The organism is uncultured Mobiluncus sp., assembly GCF_902488535.1.
Taxonomy (GTDB): domain Bacteria; phylum Actinomycetota; class Actinomycetes; order Actinomycetales; family Actinomycetaceae; genus Mobiluncus.
This window is the reverse complement of the sequence record NZ_CABTWO010000007.1, coordinates 24,315-38,532: the sequence shown is the minus strand read 5'-3', so window position 1 is coordinate 38,532 and position 14,218 is coordinate 24,315. Positions and strand designations below refer to the sequence as shown.

Sequence of the window (14,218 nt, the reverse complement as noted above, 5' to 3'; positions counted from 1 at the left end):
TATTGGCAGCTACCGCCCAAATCCCACCTTATAATCACCGATTCCAGTTTGACACCTATGGAATTGGCTCTTCCGGACACCCTTTCAGCACCCCCATCATGGCCTGTTTTTCAGCCGGGGTCACCCACAGCCCGTATTTCGCCTTCACCGCAATCTGACGCGCCACGTAAGCGCAGCGATAATCGCGCGCGGGCGGCAGCCATTCGGACGCATCCTGGGATTGTTTATCCTGATTGGCCTGGCCTTTTACCGCTTCCAAGTTCAGCGGGTCGTTGGCGATGGCTTTCCGTTGCCGCTGGCTGAGCTGCTGGCCGCCAGTACGCCACACGTTACCCAACGCCACCACGTGGTCAATCTGGACCGCGTCAGAGGTTTCCTGCGACCGCTTAAAATCAACGGTTTCTCCGGTGTATTTATCGTGCAAAACCCCGCTTTGCACCACGCAGTGCGCGGGAGTGGTGTTCGTAGCCGCTCGATATTGGACGTCCTCTAGGTCGCGAGCCAACACTTCGTTACGCGTATTGCAATTGTCACCGTCGAGGTCCAGCCACCCCTTGCCGAACAGTTGCTCACGGTCAAAGCCCCGGAAAGGATCTTTGTCGCGCACTTCCAAAGTGCCCAACACGTCACTAGCGCGGCTCCCCGCAGTTTTTCCAGCAGCGGCGTCACGAGTCTGTTGCCCGGCGTTCCCGGATTGACTGGCGGAATGAGTCTGGTCACCACCAATGAGCCCGAACAACCAGCCATCGTCCCCGACGAACTGGGTGCCCAAACCGGTCACAGCCACCACAGCGAACGCCACCAAAGCCAGATTGCGTCCGCGCTGGTTACGGTTTGAACTCTTGCCGAACCACCCATCCCAGGGCGCTACCTGCGGAGTTTCCGGTTCCAGACCGGGGTTTTCCTCCGGCGTGGCGCCCTGACCAGTTTTGTTCTGTTTGCTCATGCGTCCAGCCTAACGAAGTAATCTTGCCCGGTCACATCTGCCACCAGTCCCACCCCGCGAGGGCTGTCCCCGAAGGTGGCAAAATCAACGACCGTGTCTCGTGACGGTGCCACCACGGACTGAGGCGTGAAAACTCCGGCGGGGAAACCGGCAAAATCCGGATCCAGGGCCACCCAATCCACCAGCTCCGTCCAGTCCGGTTTGTCGGGTTCGTCGGTCTTATTGTCCTCGGCGGCACCCAACTTCGCGATGCGGGTTTCGACCTCTCGGCCCAACAACTCCAAGCCTGGCACGATTCGGTTGGCTCCCCAGGAGGCGGAATCTCGCCACACCTCAAAGCCGACCCCGTCCTGCACCAGGCGCCGCCGCGTCAGGTGCACCCCCAAACTATTGCGCTCTACCCCCAGGAAACGCCGTCCCAGCTGGGCTGCTGCCACCAAAGTGGAGCCGGACCCGGCAAAGCAGTCCATCACCAGGCCCCCCGGCGGGCACGCCGCGGCGATGGCGCGTTGCATGACTTCCACCGGTTTTTGGGTCGGATACCCCACCCAGGTTTCGGAATGATTCGGCGGCCGAGAAATCTGCCAAACATCGGGGGCGACCATACCCCGCGGGTTAAACATTTCGCGGCGTTTCGGGGCAATGGCCGCGTTATACGCCACCCGCACCGCGTCGGGGTCGAAATAGTGGCGGCGCCGGTCCCGGGCGTAAAACAGGATGGTGTCGTGTTTGTGGCCGAAAGCCCGCCTCGACCCCCCGCCCGAAGCATAAGCCCACACAATCTCGTTGACCAGGTTACTTGCCCCAAATACCTCGTCCATAACCAGGCGCAACGCGGCGGAAGAATGCCAATCGCAGTGGACAAAAATCGTCCCCGTCCGCGTCAAGAACTGCCGTAGCACCGTCAGCCTCTCATACAGATTTTGCAGGTAATCAGCGGTTTTCCAGCGGTCGCCGTACTGTTTCACGGCAATGGTGCGTTTCGGGGCACCGCGATGGTGCGTGCGAATCTGTTGCACATAGTCAGCCCCGGAGTTAAACGGCGGATCGATATAGATACAGTCAACGCTGCCCCCGTATTGGGGCAGTAATCCGCTCATGACCTGCAAGTTTTCCCCGACATAGAGGCGGTTTTTGCTCTGCGATGTCGCCACTTTGCCCCCGAGTGTTTCGCGGTAGCGTTCGGCTGGGACATAGGGTCGAGTTTCGGGCAACACCACTTCGTGTTTTCCGCGCCACGTGAAAGCCAGTTCCGGAGGTTTTTCCTGCACCATCCCATCCTACTGTGGGCGACTCAGCGGGCAACAACCCGCCACTTCCAGCGGGAAGTCGCGCTTTCACCGCCAGAGAAATTCCGCGGCAGGGCCTGGTGAAATCGGCTAAAATGGAACCTACCACCAGTCGGGAGGAAACGGGTCATGAGTGAGGACAGCGGGGATTTTTTCGATAATCCTTTCGAGTTGCCATTCGACAACACGCCTTTTTCCGTCAATAGGCTGCCCAACCTGACTCGTGACCGAGTTAAGAAAGTCTTGGAAGGCCACAACTGGAGTTACCAGGTCAACCACGACGGTGATGTGGGCGGGGCCTGGCAAAACGGCATCTATTACTTCCAGGTAACCGGGGAAAAGGACACTATCCTCTGCGTGCGCGGCACTTGGCGCGGAGAACCGGAACTAGATGATTTCATCCTGATTAACTCGATTTGTAACCGCTGGAACACAGACTATTACTGGCCGAAAGCCTACGCGAGAGTGACCGAAGACCGCGAAGTCTACGTGCATACGGAACTGCCCATAAGCTGGCGTACCGGCTTGACGGACGCGCAGCTGGACGAACAGGTACGCTGTGCCTTGGAATCCAGCGAGGATTTCTTTGAACATCTGGCCGAGCAGCTCCCCAACGCGGTGCCGGAACCGGACGAAGATTCCGAATAGGCTCTTACGTGGGCAGCATCCACCACAGGGCGCGGCCTTTGGCACGGTAGCGTTCCAAGAAACGCTCCATCCGCACTGCCCAATAGGGTCCCAAACCGTGACGTACCCGCAGCACCTGCTGCGCGCCGTCTTTGCCTTTCTTTGGGTAGGTCAGCTCTGCATAGAAACCCCGCGAGGAAATCAGGCCGTAATCCCAACACAAACTCAACACTGATTCAATCTCTTCCAAGGTTTCGGGCAAAACCTTGTTTTTCTGTCCGCTCAGTTCTTCGATAATCAAATCGGTGACCTGGCGGCTCATCAAGTGAGCCATGTCACGAGTCTGCATCGGGACGGGTGCCGGGACAGAATCGCTATCCGCGGTGAGTTCGCGCGTGTCCATCGCGATAGCCGAACCAATCCCAAAAATATTGCGATACGTGGGATTGCGGAAAGTGCGCGGCAAGACTGTCACCACTTGGCCGGAGCCGTTTTGCTGGGTTTTCGCGTCCACCCGCAGCCGCCCCCAGCCGTCGTACAAGTCCTCGCGCAGATCCGCTCCGTTCGCGTCATGCACCGCCAAGGGAGTGAGGACCCGCGCCGCTTCCACCGCCACCAAATCGCATTCCATTTCTTCGGGCTGGCCCTCGCCGTGTACCGGAACAAACCTGACTCTGCGCCCATTGATCGAGGCCAGGCGCATATCTTTGTGCAGAATCAGGCGGTGCCGATCGATGAGATGCACGAGGGCGGTCTGCATGTCCTCTTCCATCTTCGGGTCGTCGGTGTGGCCGTACATCCACGGTCGTCCCGCGTCGAAAAAGTGCAGTTCCACCCGGGAGCGCAGGAAAGCGGCCCGCAGCACCTCGTCCACGCACAAGGCATATTCCAGCGCCCCGTAAAAACCACCCATGCCGCGGGCGGACCGACCGATGGCGATGACTTTCGGCTTGTCGTCCACCGGGGAATCCTGCAGTTCAAACAGCAGTCTGCGCAGTTCTGCCTCCCCCGCGATGGCGCTGTCCAGGCGGTCCAGGACACAGGTCGGCACCGTGGTCGCTTCCGCGGGAATGCCCGCGACCCGATCAATGTCGTGCCCGGTGGCGATGACCAGATAATCGTAAGGCACCCGCGCGACTTCCCCCTCGAGGTGTGAGCCGGTAAAAGTCATCTGGACCTGGGGACGCGGGTCGTCCCGGTAGCCCTTGGGGTAAACCGCGGTGGCCACGCCCTGGTGAAAAATAATTCCTTTGCGCCGATAGAGCGGACCGAGCGGAACGGTTTGGCGCTGCACCGACTGCAGGCCAGAGGCAATCTGGGCCATAACGTCGGGATTAGTCCAAGCCGAGCCGGGGCTGATAACGATGACATCGTGGTCGTCTTTCAGGCGATGTTTTAAGCCGAGGGCTGTGGAATGACCAGCCATCCCTGCTCCTATGACAACAATCCGAGCCATCTTAGTATCCTTTTTTCTTCAGGAGTTCCGCCGAAAACGTTGCCCCGCAACGTTTTTTCACCGGCTCCACACCACCACGCGCCGACACACACTCGCTACGCTCCCTGTCGGCACGCCAACCCGCGCCTATAACAACAATCCGCGCCATGGGTCACCGGGCCGGATTGTCCAAGCGGACTTTGATAGTGCTGGTGGCTTGTTCCACAGGCTTGATTTTCAGCTGGTCGATATTCACGTGCGCCGGCAAGTTCAAGGTCCACACAATAGCTTGGGCGACATCGGCCCCCACCAACGGATAATCCACTCCGGCGTAAACGCCCTCCGCCGCAGCCTTATCCTCTAGGCGGGCCAAGGAAAATTCCGGGGTTTGCACCAATCCGGGCATAATCTCGATAATCCGAATCGGTTTACCCACCAACTCCAGGCGCAACGTCTCGGGCAGCATCGCCTCGGCGTGCTTGGCGGCGGTATAGCCCGCCCCGCCCGGATACGTCTCGTGACCGGCAGTCGAAGTGACGAACACCAAATCCCCGCCCCCGTGAGCCAACATTTGCGGCAGGAAAGCCTGGGTGACCTGCAGGGAGGACAAAACGTTGATGCTGTACATGGTTTTCCACCGCTCCAGCTTCGCCTCCATCACGGTGTCGGTGCCGCGCGCTCCCCCGGCATTATTGACCACCGCGTCCACGACCTGTCCCTCGGCGGTCGCCCACTCAAACAGCGCCTGGACGTGCTCAGGAACGGTCAGGTCAGCGGCAAAAGCCGCGCAGCCCGTCTCATAAGCCAGTGCGGCCAGCCTATCGGCGCGCCGGGCGGTCGCCAACACTTCCCACCCGCAGGCACACATCTGTTTCACGGTTTCCCAGCCGATGCCGGTAGAAGCCCCGGTCACGAGCACTCGTCCCGGCTGGCGGGCCGGTCGCGTTTCGGGAACTGTAATTCCGAAACTTTGGGGGTCAAGAGGGTGTGAGGACGGCTTTACGGGTCCGGGTGTGATGCTCATCTTTTGGTCACCTTTCCAAAATTTTTGGCTGCAGAGCCACGCTATAGACTTAGCCTATAGGAAAACAACTCCGGCGGTTTGCTCTGAACGCCAGGGAAAACCGCGCAAATCAGGAAAAGAGGCAACATGAAACTCGGTTTTATTGGAATGGGTGCCATGGGTTCGGCAATCGCGGCGGGAGCTCTGAAACACGACTTCGTCAAGGCCAGTGACCTGAGTTTTTCTGATTTCGGTGTGACCCCGGGGGAACATCCGCTGACCAAAGAATTCGGCGCCCAGCAGGTGGCTTCTAACCGGGAACTGGTCGGGTCGGTTGACGCGGTGGTCATCGCCGTGAAACCGAAACATATCGGCGCAGTCCTCACCGAAATCGCCCCGGAGCTGGGAGGCAAGCTGGTCATTTCTATCGCCGGAGGGGTCGGGCTGGACCATCTGGAGGGCTGGCTGTCCCCGGATACTCCCATCGTGCGGGTCATGCCAAACCTGAACGCCCAGGTCAACGCCGCCATGTCGGCCTTGTGCGCGAACGCGGCGGTAACCCCGGAACAAAAGCAGTACGCCCTGGGGCTGTTCAACGCGGTGGGCCGCACGGTCGAGCTGGAGGAATCCCTGTTCCCCGCGTTTACCGCCATTGCTGGTTGCGCCCCCGCCTGGACTTATACCTACGTAGAAGCCTTGGCAAAAGCCGGCGTGGCTGCGGGCCTGACGAAGGCTGCGGCCATCGAGTCCGCGACCCAGATGTTGCTGGGCTCCGCCCTCATGCTGCAAGACGGTTTGGAAAAGGGCGCTCACCCCGGCCAGCTGGTCGATCGGGTGTGTTCCCCCGGCGGATCCACCATCGCCGGTTTGCTGGCGGGCGAGGACGCGGGATTCTCGCGAGCCGTAGTACACATGGTTGAGGGCGCCATGGCCGGGGACGCCAAAGCGACCCAGAAATAACCCCCGCCCCATCGACCCCGTTAGGGTAGCGGGAACGCGAGCGGGTAGACTATTGCAGGTAAATCACAACGATAAAAGGAAAACGATGACCGAGAGACTGAAAGCTCCGAGCGTACCGGCAAAGACGACCCTGGACGGGATTGAGGACAAATGGCGCAAGGTGTGGGCGGACACACAGATTTACGCTTTTGACCCCGACACTACCCGGGAAGCCGTTTACTCTATCGATACCCCGCCGCCCACCGTGTCTGGATCGTTGCACGTCGGTCACGTGTTTTCCTATACCCACACGGATTTGGTGGCGCGCTACCAGCGGATGCGCGGCAAGAACGTGTTTTACCCGATGGGCTGGGACGACAACGGTCTGCCGACCGAGCGCCGGGTGCAAAACTATTTCGGGGTGCGTTGCGACCCGTCCCTCCCTTACGTGCCCGACTTCACTCCGCCGTATGAGGGCGGGGAAGGCAAGTCCATCAAAAACGCTGACCAGGTGCCGATCAGCCGCAAAAACTTCGTGGAGCTGTGCGAACGCTTGACCGCGCAAGACGAAAAACAGTTCGAGGAACTCTGGCGGACGCTGGGTCTGTCTATCGACTGGTCCTACACGATGCAGACGATCGGTAAGCCTGCGCAAAAGGTGGCGCAGACGTTTTTCCTGCGTAACTTTGCCCGTGGCGAGGTGTACGCTGCCGAAGCGCCGGGTCTGTGGGACGTCACGTTCCAGACTGCGGTGGCACAAGCCGAGTTGGAGGCGCGCGACTATCCCGGCTCCTACCATTCTTTCGCGTTCCACCGCGAGGACGGCAAAGGCGACATCGTTATCGAGACGACTCGTCCGGAACTGCTGGGGGCGTGCTGCGCGCTGATTGCCCACCCCGACGATGAACGTTACGCCGATATATTCGGTACCTATGTCACGTCACCAGGGTTTGACGTGCGGGTTCCCGTGTTGGCTCACCCCGAGGCCGAGATAGACAAGGGTTCGGGTATCGCCATGTGCTGTACTTTCGGCGACTTGGTGGACGTGGATTGGTGGCGGGATTTGCAGCTGCCGACCCGGGTCATCCTGCGCAAGGACGGTCGGATTATTCCTGACGTGCCGGATTGGATTACTTCCGAGCGCGGTCGGGCGCTGTATCAGGAAACCGCCGGGAAAACGACGTTCTCCGCCCGGAAAGCTATCGTCGAGGCGTTGCGGGAATCCGGAGAGATGCTGGGGGATCCGAAACCAACCCAGCGTATGACGAACTTTTACGAAAAGGGCGACAAGCCTCTGGAAATCGTGACTTCGCGCCAGTGGTACATCCGCAACGGCGGCCAGCCTTATGCTCGCACAGCGGGAGGCACGGATTTACGCGAGGAACTGTTGGCGCGCGGGCGCGAACTGGACTTTGTGCCTGACTTTATGCGCGTTCGCTACGAGAACTGGGTCAACGGTTTGAACACGGACTGGCTCATTTCCCGCCAGCGTTTCTTTGGGGTGCCGCTGCCCCTGTGGTATCCGGTCAAGGAATCTGGTGAAACGGACTTTGACCACCCCATTTTGCCCAGCGAGGACGTGCTACCTATCGATCCGACCACGGACACACCCGCCGGATTCGACGAATCTCAGCGTGGCGTGCCGGGCGGTTTCGTGGCGGAAGTCGACATTATGGACACCTGGGCGACCTCCAGCCTGACCCCCGAAATTTATTCGGGTTTTGGGCGGGACGAAAAGCTGTTTGCGGCGACTTTCCCGATGGACTTGCGTCCCCAAGGCCAAGACATTATTCGTACTTGGCTGTTCTCGACCGTGGTGCGGTCCCACCTGGAGTTTGACGCCCTGCCGTGGCGCCAGGCCGCGATTTCTGGCTGGATTTTGGATCCTGACCACAAAAAGATGTCGAAGTCCAAAGGTAACGTGGTGACCCCGATGGGACTGCTGGAAAAACATTCTTCCGACGCGGTGCGCTACTGGGCGGCTTCGGCCCGGTTGGGGACGGACGCGGCCTTTGACGAGGGCGAAATGAAGGTCGGGCGGCGTTTGGCCATCAAACTTTTGAACGCATCGAAGTTCGCGCTCTCGATGGGCGGAGACGCCGACCTAGTCTTGGATCCGGCGCTGGTAACGGTCGAGGTAGACCGGTCTTTGATTGCTACCCTGGCGGAAGTCATCACTTCCGCGACCAAGGCTTTCGAGGAAATGAACCATGCTCGTGCCCTGGAAGTGACCGAGAGTTTCTTCTGGACGCTGTGTGATGATTACTTGGAGCTAGTCAAGGACCGCGCTTACGGCAAGGATCCGGCGGCCGATAGTGCCGCGGTCGCTTCCGCGCGCACGACCCTGGCGCTGGCGATTGATAACGTGGTGCGTCTGCTGGCGCCGTTCTTGCCTTTCACCACCGAAGAAGTGTGGTCTTGGTATCGCACCGGGTCGGTGCATCGGACGGCTTGGCCCAGCACCGACGGCTTGGATAGCGTGAGCGGCAATCCCCAGGTGTTGCGGGCGGCCGGCGGAGCACTGTCGGCCCTCCGTAAGGTCAAGTCGGATGCCAAAGTGTCTCAGCGCACCCCGTTCTTGCACGCCACCGTGACTTTCCCCGAGCCTGATGTGGCGTGTGCCGAGGCGGCTCGCGCCGACTTGGTGGCCGCCAACCACGTGGAGGGCAAGCTGGAGTTTGTCGCCGGAGAAGTCGAATCCCCGCAGGTCAGCGCCGCCGAGCTGGGTGAGCCCCCGGCAAAACCGGCGAAACCCGAAAAACCTACTAAGTAGGTCCGCTAGCGCTCTAGTTCCGCAGAATTTATCGAGGAAGGATCTCCCCCCAATGACCGAAGAATACGTCTCGCCCATAGAGGTCAAAACCCTTCCGGATGGCACGATAGAGGCCTTCAACCCCGCTCCCGGCAACATACCCCACTCGTGGAATATTGTGAGGATGCTGCTCAACAGGGTAAAGCGCGACCCGGACGGCACCATCATCGAGCGAAAGGCAGGCTTGGGCCGCGAGTGGCAAAAGATTACGGCACGCGGATTTCTTGACGAGGTGGATTCGGTGGCGCGCGGCTTGCTGGCGCTGGGATTGCAAGCAGGGGATCGCATGGCGCTGATGGCGCATACGTCTTACGAGTGGACGCTGCTGGATTACGCGTGCTGGAGCTTGGGCGCGGTGAATGTGCCGCTGTACGAGACTTCCTCCATCGCCCAGATTGGAACGGTCCTGAGCCAGGCGGAAATCAAGATTGCCTTCGCGGAGGACGCGCGCTTGGCTGAGGCTATCTCCGCCGCCGCAGATAAGGTAAATCGCGAGGTGAAGGTGCTGTCCCTGGATCTTGGGGCGATAGCGGCTTTGCACGAGGCGGGCCGCAGTGTCGCGCAGGTGGAAGTGGATGAGGCGCGTAAACGCCTGAATATGGACACGATTGCCACCATTATCTACACCTCCGGAACCTCTGGAGATCCGAAAGGCACCCTGCTGACGCACGGAAACTTCACCTCCCTGGTGTGGTTCAACATGGATTGGATGCCGGATTTTTCGAAGGATCCGCGCGCTCGGCTGCTGCTGTTCCTGCCTCTGGCTCACGTCTACGCCAGGTTGCTTGAAATCTTTATGATTAGCGGTTCCGGCGTGATTGGCCACTCCCCGAACATCAAGAACCTGCTGCCCGATATCGCATCTTTTCGGCCAACCTACCTGCTGGTGGTACCCCGCGTGTTGGAGAAAATCTACAACTCGGCGCAAAACCAAGCCAGCCGTTCCAAACCGAAGCACATTATCTTCAATCGCGCTGTGAACACGGCGATTGAGTATTCTCGTGCTCTGGACACCGCCGAGGGTCCCTCGCGCGCCCTGCGTGCCCGTCATACCGTTTACGAGCAGCTCGTTTACCGCAAACTCATGGGACTGCTGGGCGGCAGATGCGAGTTCGTGGTTTCCGGTGGAGGGGCCCTGGGCGAACGCCTGGGACATTTCTATCGCGGAGTCGGCATCGATGTGCTGGAAGGCTACGGCATGACGGAATCCTGCGCCGCTGTCACCGTGAACACCCTGCAACTGCATCGCATTGGCACCGTGGGACCGCCGGTGTGCAGCGCGCGGATACGCGTCACCCCGGAGGGAGAAATCCTGATGAAAGGCCCGACCATCAGTCCCGGATATCTCAAGCCCGAGAGCAACGACGGAGTGTTCGACGCGGAAGGCTGGCTGCACTCGGGGGATTTGGGGCAGATGAACCAGGAAGGGATGCTGAAGATTACCGGCAGAGCCAAGGAAATTCTGGTTACGGCCGGAGGCAAGAACGTAGCCCCGGCAACCTTGGAGGAGCCGCTGCAATCCCACCCCCTGATTTCGCAGATTATGGTGGTGGGAGAAGGCAAGCCCTTCGTTGGCGCCCTGGTGACGCTTGACGGGGAAATGCTGCCGAGCTGGCTGAAGAAGAAGGGTCTGAACCCGATGGATGTGACGGCTGCGGCACGCCACCCAGCGGTACACGCCTCCATTGCCCGCGCCATCGCAAAAGCCAACGCCGGAGTTTCGCGGGCGGAATCTATCCGCGAGTTTCGCATTCTGCCTTTCGATTTCACCGAGGCTAATGGGATGTTGACACCTTCCATGAAGGTGCGCCGTCAGGTCGTGATGGAGAAGTGCGCCGACGCTATTGCGGATATCTACGCGGGGGTGTCCCAGCCCGATCTGGAGCCGCACTCCTCCAGGGAACTCACGGACTTGTCTAAGGTCACGGGGTATCTAAAGAACCTGCTGAGTTTCCCGCGCGGGGAGTAACCGCCGGCATTTTGGCGGCATAGAGAGCAAAGAGGTGCGAGACAATGTCCGCCTCCTCGCTATCGGAGGGCAGGCCGTAGGCTGCCTCGACCGCGCGGTCGTTTTCGCGGTGCGCCTCCCGCAACTCGGATGGCATCAAGTCCGGGTCATAGAGCGTGGCGAGTGAAGCGTCCGGATAGTGCGAACGCGCCTCCAAAATCCCCTGCGCGCTGTGTTCAATCCGCTCACGTTCGGCGGGAGCAGCATCTGGCCACACCAAGTTGTTGTACACCGTCGTGTTGCCGTAGCGGTAATCGCTTTTTAGCCGACCGGCAACCACGCGCATCCAGGCATTATGCGCCCGCGAGACTAAAACCCCGAAAACATAAAGTGAGTCGGTTGGCACGAAATAAAGTTGGTTTCCGGGAATCATACCGTCAGAGACAAATCCCATCGGAATATAATCGCGGCGCTCCGAAGATACTTTCGGCACCCCGATATAGGTGCCATCCTGGAATTTTCCGCACGGGCGCAACAGGTGCGGTCGGTCGGCAAGTTTGTAGGCATCTCCAGTCTTTACCTGCGCCAGACGCCAAGCACGGCAGGCCTCCACCCGTTAGCGCAGTTTCGGTAAGGCAGCCAGCTCGTTAGGGGTAATACCTTCCAGCCACAGACAGTAACAATCCTCGCCCCTGATGAACTCCGCTCCCATGGAAAACTTCCGCACCCAGCGCTCGGCTCCAGGCTCGACCGCCAGCAGCTCCGCACGTTCTTCGGGTGACAGCAGCAGAAATCCATTGTCAGTGGGCTGAAATCCCTTTGACATTTCCGGCACATCACACAGCGGCTTCATCTGGCGCTCCAAGAACACATCCGGCGCGTCCGCGAGGTATCCGTTCAAGCGACTCACCACACGTCGCACCCCGACGCCTCCCCGCCTGGTACGCTGCGCCGGCGGGAGGGCACCCGACGAAGGAGCCTGTGGGTGCTCGTAGTTTCTCTTAGCAACTACGTTGCTTAGAGAAACAGAGCAGGACCCCACCAAGCCCCGAGACGCGGTGCCCCCGGCGGCGTCACCCGGCAAAACAGCCTGCCTTGACGCATAATCCCACACGTATTTCACTTTCCGCTCCGTGTAGGAAAACCCGATAATCACGCAGTACACGTGCGCCTGGACGGACGCTGGGGCAAGCCCCGCCTCAGTATGCGCATAAAAGATAAAGTGAGCGAGCTTGAACTGGGGAAACGTTACTGTGAAATAACGCTGTTTTACGGCGATGGCATGGGAGCAGGAGTAGCTGACTCCATTCGCTCCTTGGTCCAGTAATTACTATCACCTACAGGTGCTTGCGTTGAGGTTGGAGAGTCCTGCACTGGAGTAGCTTGCCGTGAATGCAAAGCAAGCAGAACTAGCCCAATCACAAGGCAGATAATAATTATTGCGACCAATATAGGCAGCCAACGCCTCCTTATCAGGCTCATTTAATACCTAGGAAAAGATCCTTTACCGCGTTATCGAAAGGTGTAGAAATAAGCAACTTATCCCCTGAAGTTGTTCGGCGAGATGTTACACCGTAAACGTATCCCAGATTCGCATTGATTCTTGTTAGTAGCCAAGGACCTCCACTTGCCCCACCGGTCATACCGCAGGGCATTACCATGTCGCTGGACCAAAAACCCCGCTTCCTGGTATTCCCGTCACAGTAGTAAGGAGTTGTACCATGGTATGGTTTTTCTGCAGGCCAACCCCATATTCTCACTCCAGTCTGATTGTGTCCATAGTTATAAGAAAGCCCATTACCACCAACTGTAGCCACTAAGGATCTTCCGTTGCGAGGATACACGGTGAAGAATGCTTGGTCGCGAGAAAAATCTGATGAGTCAATCCATCCTTTAAAGGTGTGTGCCGTCTTCCAATTCCACAGGCCGTATCCTGACACGCCGTTGTAGTATCCAGGCGCGAATGCAATGTTTGAATGCCATCCTTCTCCCTTTCCCCCATGTACGCAGTGTCCTGCGGTGGACACTACGTTTTTCGTCGAACCGTTAATTGCCGAGCCCGAGCACACATAGTTTTTACCTTTATAAGTGAAAAACACTTTTCCAGCAGTTGATGGGACGGCCGTGTTCCGGGTTCGTGTTACTGTCGGCAATTCGGGGTACACAGGATGAGACAAATCCTCTCCCAAACTAACACCTTTAGATTGTTGACTGGATGGTTTGGTGTCGGTTTGATAAAACTCGGAAGCTAATTCGTCTGCAGGAATTGCAGATTGCATCTTTTCTTCCGTCCAGTAGCCTGTGGGATCTAATTCCTGAGTAGATGATCTTGGCGAATTGACTGAGGGTGCACTGGTTGATACTGGCTGGTCACCCGTGCCGTCATCTGCAATTGGAGATGCTTGGGCAGTTGGCATCATGAAGCCTGCAAACAACGCTAAGATAGCGAACAGAGCAGTAACAGGTATAGTTTGACGTCGAATTTTCATAATAACCTCCAATTTTTTTCTTTATTCACCTCTACTCTAGGTGGGTTTTAACTAATTTGCAAGAGTCTAAATTGACATATTGTCATTATTTCTGGTAAATAAGATTAACTTTTCGTCTCGTGGACGATTGTGTACCACACCTTGTTGGCGGTTCGGCACGTGCAGAATCCGCGGCATAATCCCACACCTGCGCCAACGGGGTCTTTAAAACCCCCTGCCGCATCTCGGGCGCGTCCAAGTCCACCCCCAGCGACTTTTGTTCCACCATCACAGAGGCATCGCGAATCCACACATCGATGAAACCACCGCCAGCAACCCGATGCTCAAACAGCACCAAGTCCATGCGTTCGTAACCCAGCACGTCACGCAGCAGCAATGTCCAGAACTTCTGGCACTCACCCTTCTCGTAACCCTTGCCAGCCCACTGAGCCGCAAACTCCCTGGCTGCCTGCAAATCCGAACCCATCACCACCTCGGCCTCTCTGTCACCTCTGGTGCCTATATCTCAGTATCTCACCGCACTGATACCGAAAGTGAAAAGATCGACGACAGAAAAGGTTTGCCACGCCTGCTAGGAAAGGTCGAGCGCCGACCCTGCGCGGCAAAAGCTCTTCGCAATAACGCTCGCTGGGAAGACCACCCCGCAAAACCAGCAAAGTGATTGAGGCCCGACCCCGCTGATGAAGTCACGACGCAGCGGCGCTATTGACCCCCCCTGCTGACCTCAACA

Annotated in this window: 11 protein-coding genes and 1 pseudogene; 4 read left to right on the top strand and 8 right to left on the bottom strand. The window is 58.5% G+C overall.

What is annotated here, in order from left to right; genetic code table 11:
- Positions 1–55: 55 nt before the first annotated feature.
- Together RDL66_RS03700 and RDL66_RS03695 are read right to left on the bottom strand one after the other, a co-directional pair.
- Positions 56–946 carry an HNH endonuclease family protein gene (locus RDL66_RS03700; RefSeq protein ID WP_308535272.1) on the bottom strand — a complete coding sequence of 297 codons (891 nt, stop codon included), beginning with the start codon at positions 944–946 and terminating at the stop codon, positions 56–58.
- Positions 943–2,220: a site-specific DNA-methyltransferase gene (locus RDL66_RS03695; RefSeq protein ID WP_308535270.1), complete on the bottom strand. Its 1,278-nt coding sequence runs from the start codon at positions 2,218–2,220 to the stop codon at positions 943–945. The genes RDL66_RS03700 and RDL66_RS03695 overlap by 4 nt, the downstream gene beginning before the upstream one ends.
- A gap of 144 nt (positions 2,221–2,364) precedes the next feature.
- Between RDL66_RS03695 and RDL66_RS03690 the strand changes: the two genes are divergently transcribed.
- A complete protein-coding gene (locus RDL66_RS03690; protein WP_308535268.1) occupies positions 2,365–2,883 on the top strand; it encodes a YbjN domain-containing protein in 519 nt (172 codons plus the stop codon).
- Between the two features lie 4 nt (positions 2,884–2,887).
- On the opposite strand, the gene RDL66_RS03685 is transcribed toward RDL66_RS03690, so the two are convergent.
- Together RDL66_RS03685 and RDL66_RS03680 are read right to left on the bottom strand one after the other, a co-directional pair.
- On the bottom strand, positions 2,888–4,318 hold the full coding sequence (locus RDL66_RS03685; protein ID WP_308535266.1) for an FAD-dependent oxidoreductase: 1,431 nt from the start codon (positions 4,316–4,318) through the stop codon (positions 2,888–2,890).
- Between the two features lie 151 nt (positions 4,319–4,469).
- A complete protein-coding gene (locus RDL66_RS03680) occupies positions 4,470–5,321 on the bottom strand; it encodes an SDR family NAD(P)-dependent oxidoreductase (protein WP_308535265.1) in 852 nt (283 codons plus the stop codon).
- A gap of 126 nt (positions 5,322–5,447) precedes the next feature.
- Here RDL66_RS03680 and proC point away from each other — a divergent pair, with 126 nt between their 5' ends.
- The 3 genes from proC (at position 5,448) to RDL66_RS03665 (ending at position 11,020) form a co-directional block, all read left to right on the top strand.
- Positions 5,448–6,260: a pyrroline-5-carboxylate reductase gene (gene proC / locus RDL66_RS03675; RefSeq protein WP_308535264.1), complete on the top strand. Its 813-nt coding sequence runs from the start codon at positions 5,448–5,450 to the stop codon at positions 6,258–6,260.
- An 85-nt stretch (positions 6,261–6,345) separates the two neighbouring features.
- On the top strand, positions 6,346–9,012 hold the full coding sequence (gene valS / locus RDL66_RS03670) for a valine--tRNA ligase (protein ID WP_308535262.1): 2,667 nt from the start codon (positions 6,346–6,348) through the stop codon (positions 9,010–9,012).
- A 52-nt stretch (positions 9,013–9,064) separates the two neighbouring features.
- Positions 9,065–11,020, top strand: a complete 1,956-nt coding sequence (locus tag RDL66_RS03665) for an AMP-dependent synthetase/ligase (RefSeq protein WP_308535260.1) — start codon at positions 9,065–9,067, stop codon at positions 11,018–11,020.
- Here the strand turns inward: RDL66_RS03665 and RDL66_RS03660 are convergent.
- The 4 genes and pseudogenes from RDL66_RS03660 to RDL66_RS03645 all read right to left on the bottom strand — a co-directional run bounded on the left by RDL66_RS03660 (position 10,974) and on the right by RDL66_RS03645 (position 13,954).
- Positions 10,974–11,276, bottom strand: coding sequence for a type IIL restriction-modification enzyme MmeI (locus RDL66_RS03660; protein WP_308535346.1), 303 nt, complete (start codon positions 11,274–11,276; stop codon positions 10,974–10,976). The two genes, RDL66_RS03665 and RDL66_RS03660, sit on opposite strands and share 47 nt — an antisense overlap.
- A pseudogene (locus RDL66_RS03655) lies at positions 11,277–11,870 on the bottom strand (type IIL restriction-modification enzyme MmeI); the annotation flags it as partial. It lies immediately after the preceding gene.
- A gap of 607 nt (positions 11,871–12,477) precedes the next feature.
- Entirely contained in the window at positions 12,478–13,488 is a 1,011-nt protein-coding gene (locus RDL66_RS03650) for a hypothetical protein (RefSeq protein ID WP_308535259.1), read from the bottom strand.
- Positions 13,489–13,573: 85 nt separating this feature from the next.
- Complete coding sequence (locus tag RDL66_RS03645) at positions 13,574–13,954, bottom strand: type IIL restriction-modification enzyme MmeI (RefSeq protein WP_308535344.1); 381 nt, start codon at positions 13,952–13,954, stop codon at positions 13,574–13,576.
- Between the last annotated feature and the right edge of the window lie 264 nt (positions 13,955–14,218).

Excerpts from the sequence above, each read along its gene's own strand:
- RDL66_RS03690 (WP_308535268.1), top strand. The coding sequence starts at position 2,365 with ATGAGTGAGGACAGCGGGGATTTTTTCGATAATCCTTTCGAGTTGCCA.
- RDL66_RS03695 (WP_308535270.1), bottom strand. The coding sequence starts at position 2,220 with ATGGTGCAGGAAAAACCTCCGGAACTGGCTTTCACGTGGCGCGGAAAA.
- RDL66_RS03685 (WP_308535266.1), bottom strand. The coding sequence starts at position 4,318 with ATGGCTCGGATTGTTGTCATAGGAGCAGGGATGGCTGGTCATTCCACA.
- RDL66_RS03645 (WP_308535344.1), bottom strand. The coding sequence starts at position 13,954 with ATGGGTTCGGATTTGCAGGCAGCCAGGGAGTTTGCGGCTCAGTGGGCT.
- RDL66_RS03700 (WP_308535272.1), bottom strand. The coding sequence starts at position 946 with ATGAGCAAACAGAACAAAACTGGTCAGGGCGCCACGCCGGAGGAAAAC.
- RDL66_RS03650 (WP_308535259.1), bottom strand. The coding sequence starts at position 13,488 with ATGAAAATTCGACGTCAAACTATACCTGTTACTGCTCTGTTCGCTATC.
- proC (WP_308535264.1), top strand. The coding sequence starts at position 5,448 with ATGAAACTCGGTTTTATTGGAATGGGTGCCATGGGTTCGGCAATCGCG.
- valS (WP_308535262.1), top strand. The coding sequence starts at position 6,346 with ATGACCGAGAGACTGAAAGCTCCGAGCGTACCGGCAAAGACGACCCTG.
- RDL66_RS03680 (WP_308535265.1), bottom strand. The coding sequence starts at position 5,321 with ATGAGCATCACACCCGGACCCGTAAAGCCGTCCTCACACCCTCTTGAC.
- RDL66_RS03665 (WP_308535260.1), top strand. The coding sequence starts at position 9,065 with ATGACCGAAGAATACGTCTCGCCCATAGAGGTCAAAACCCTTCCGGAT.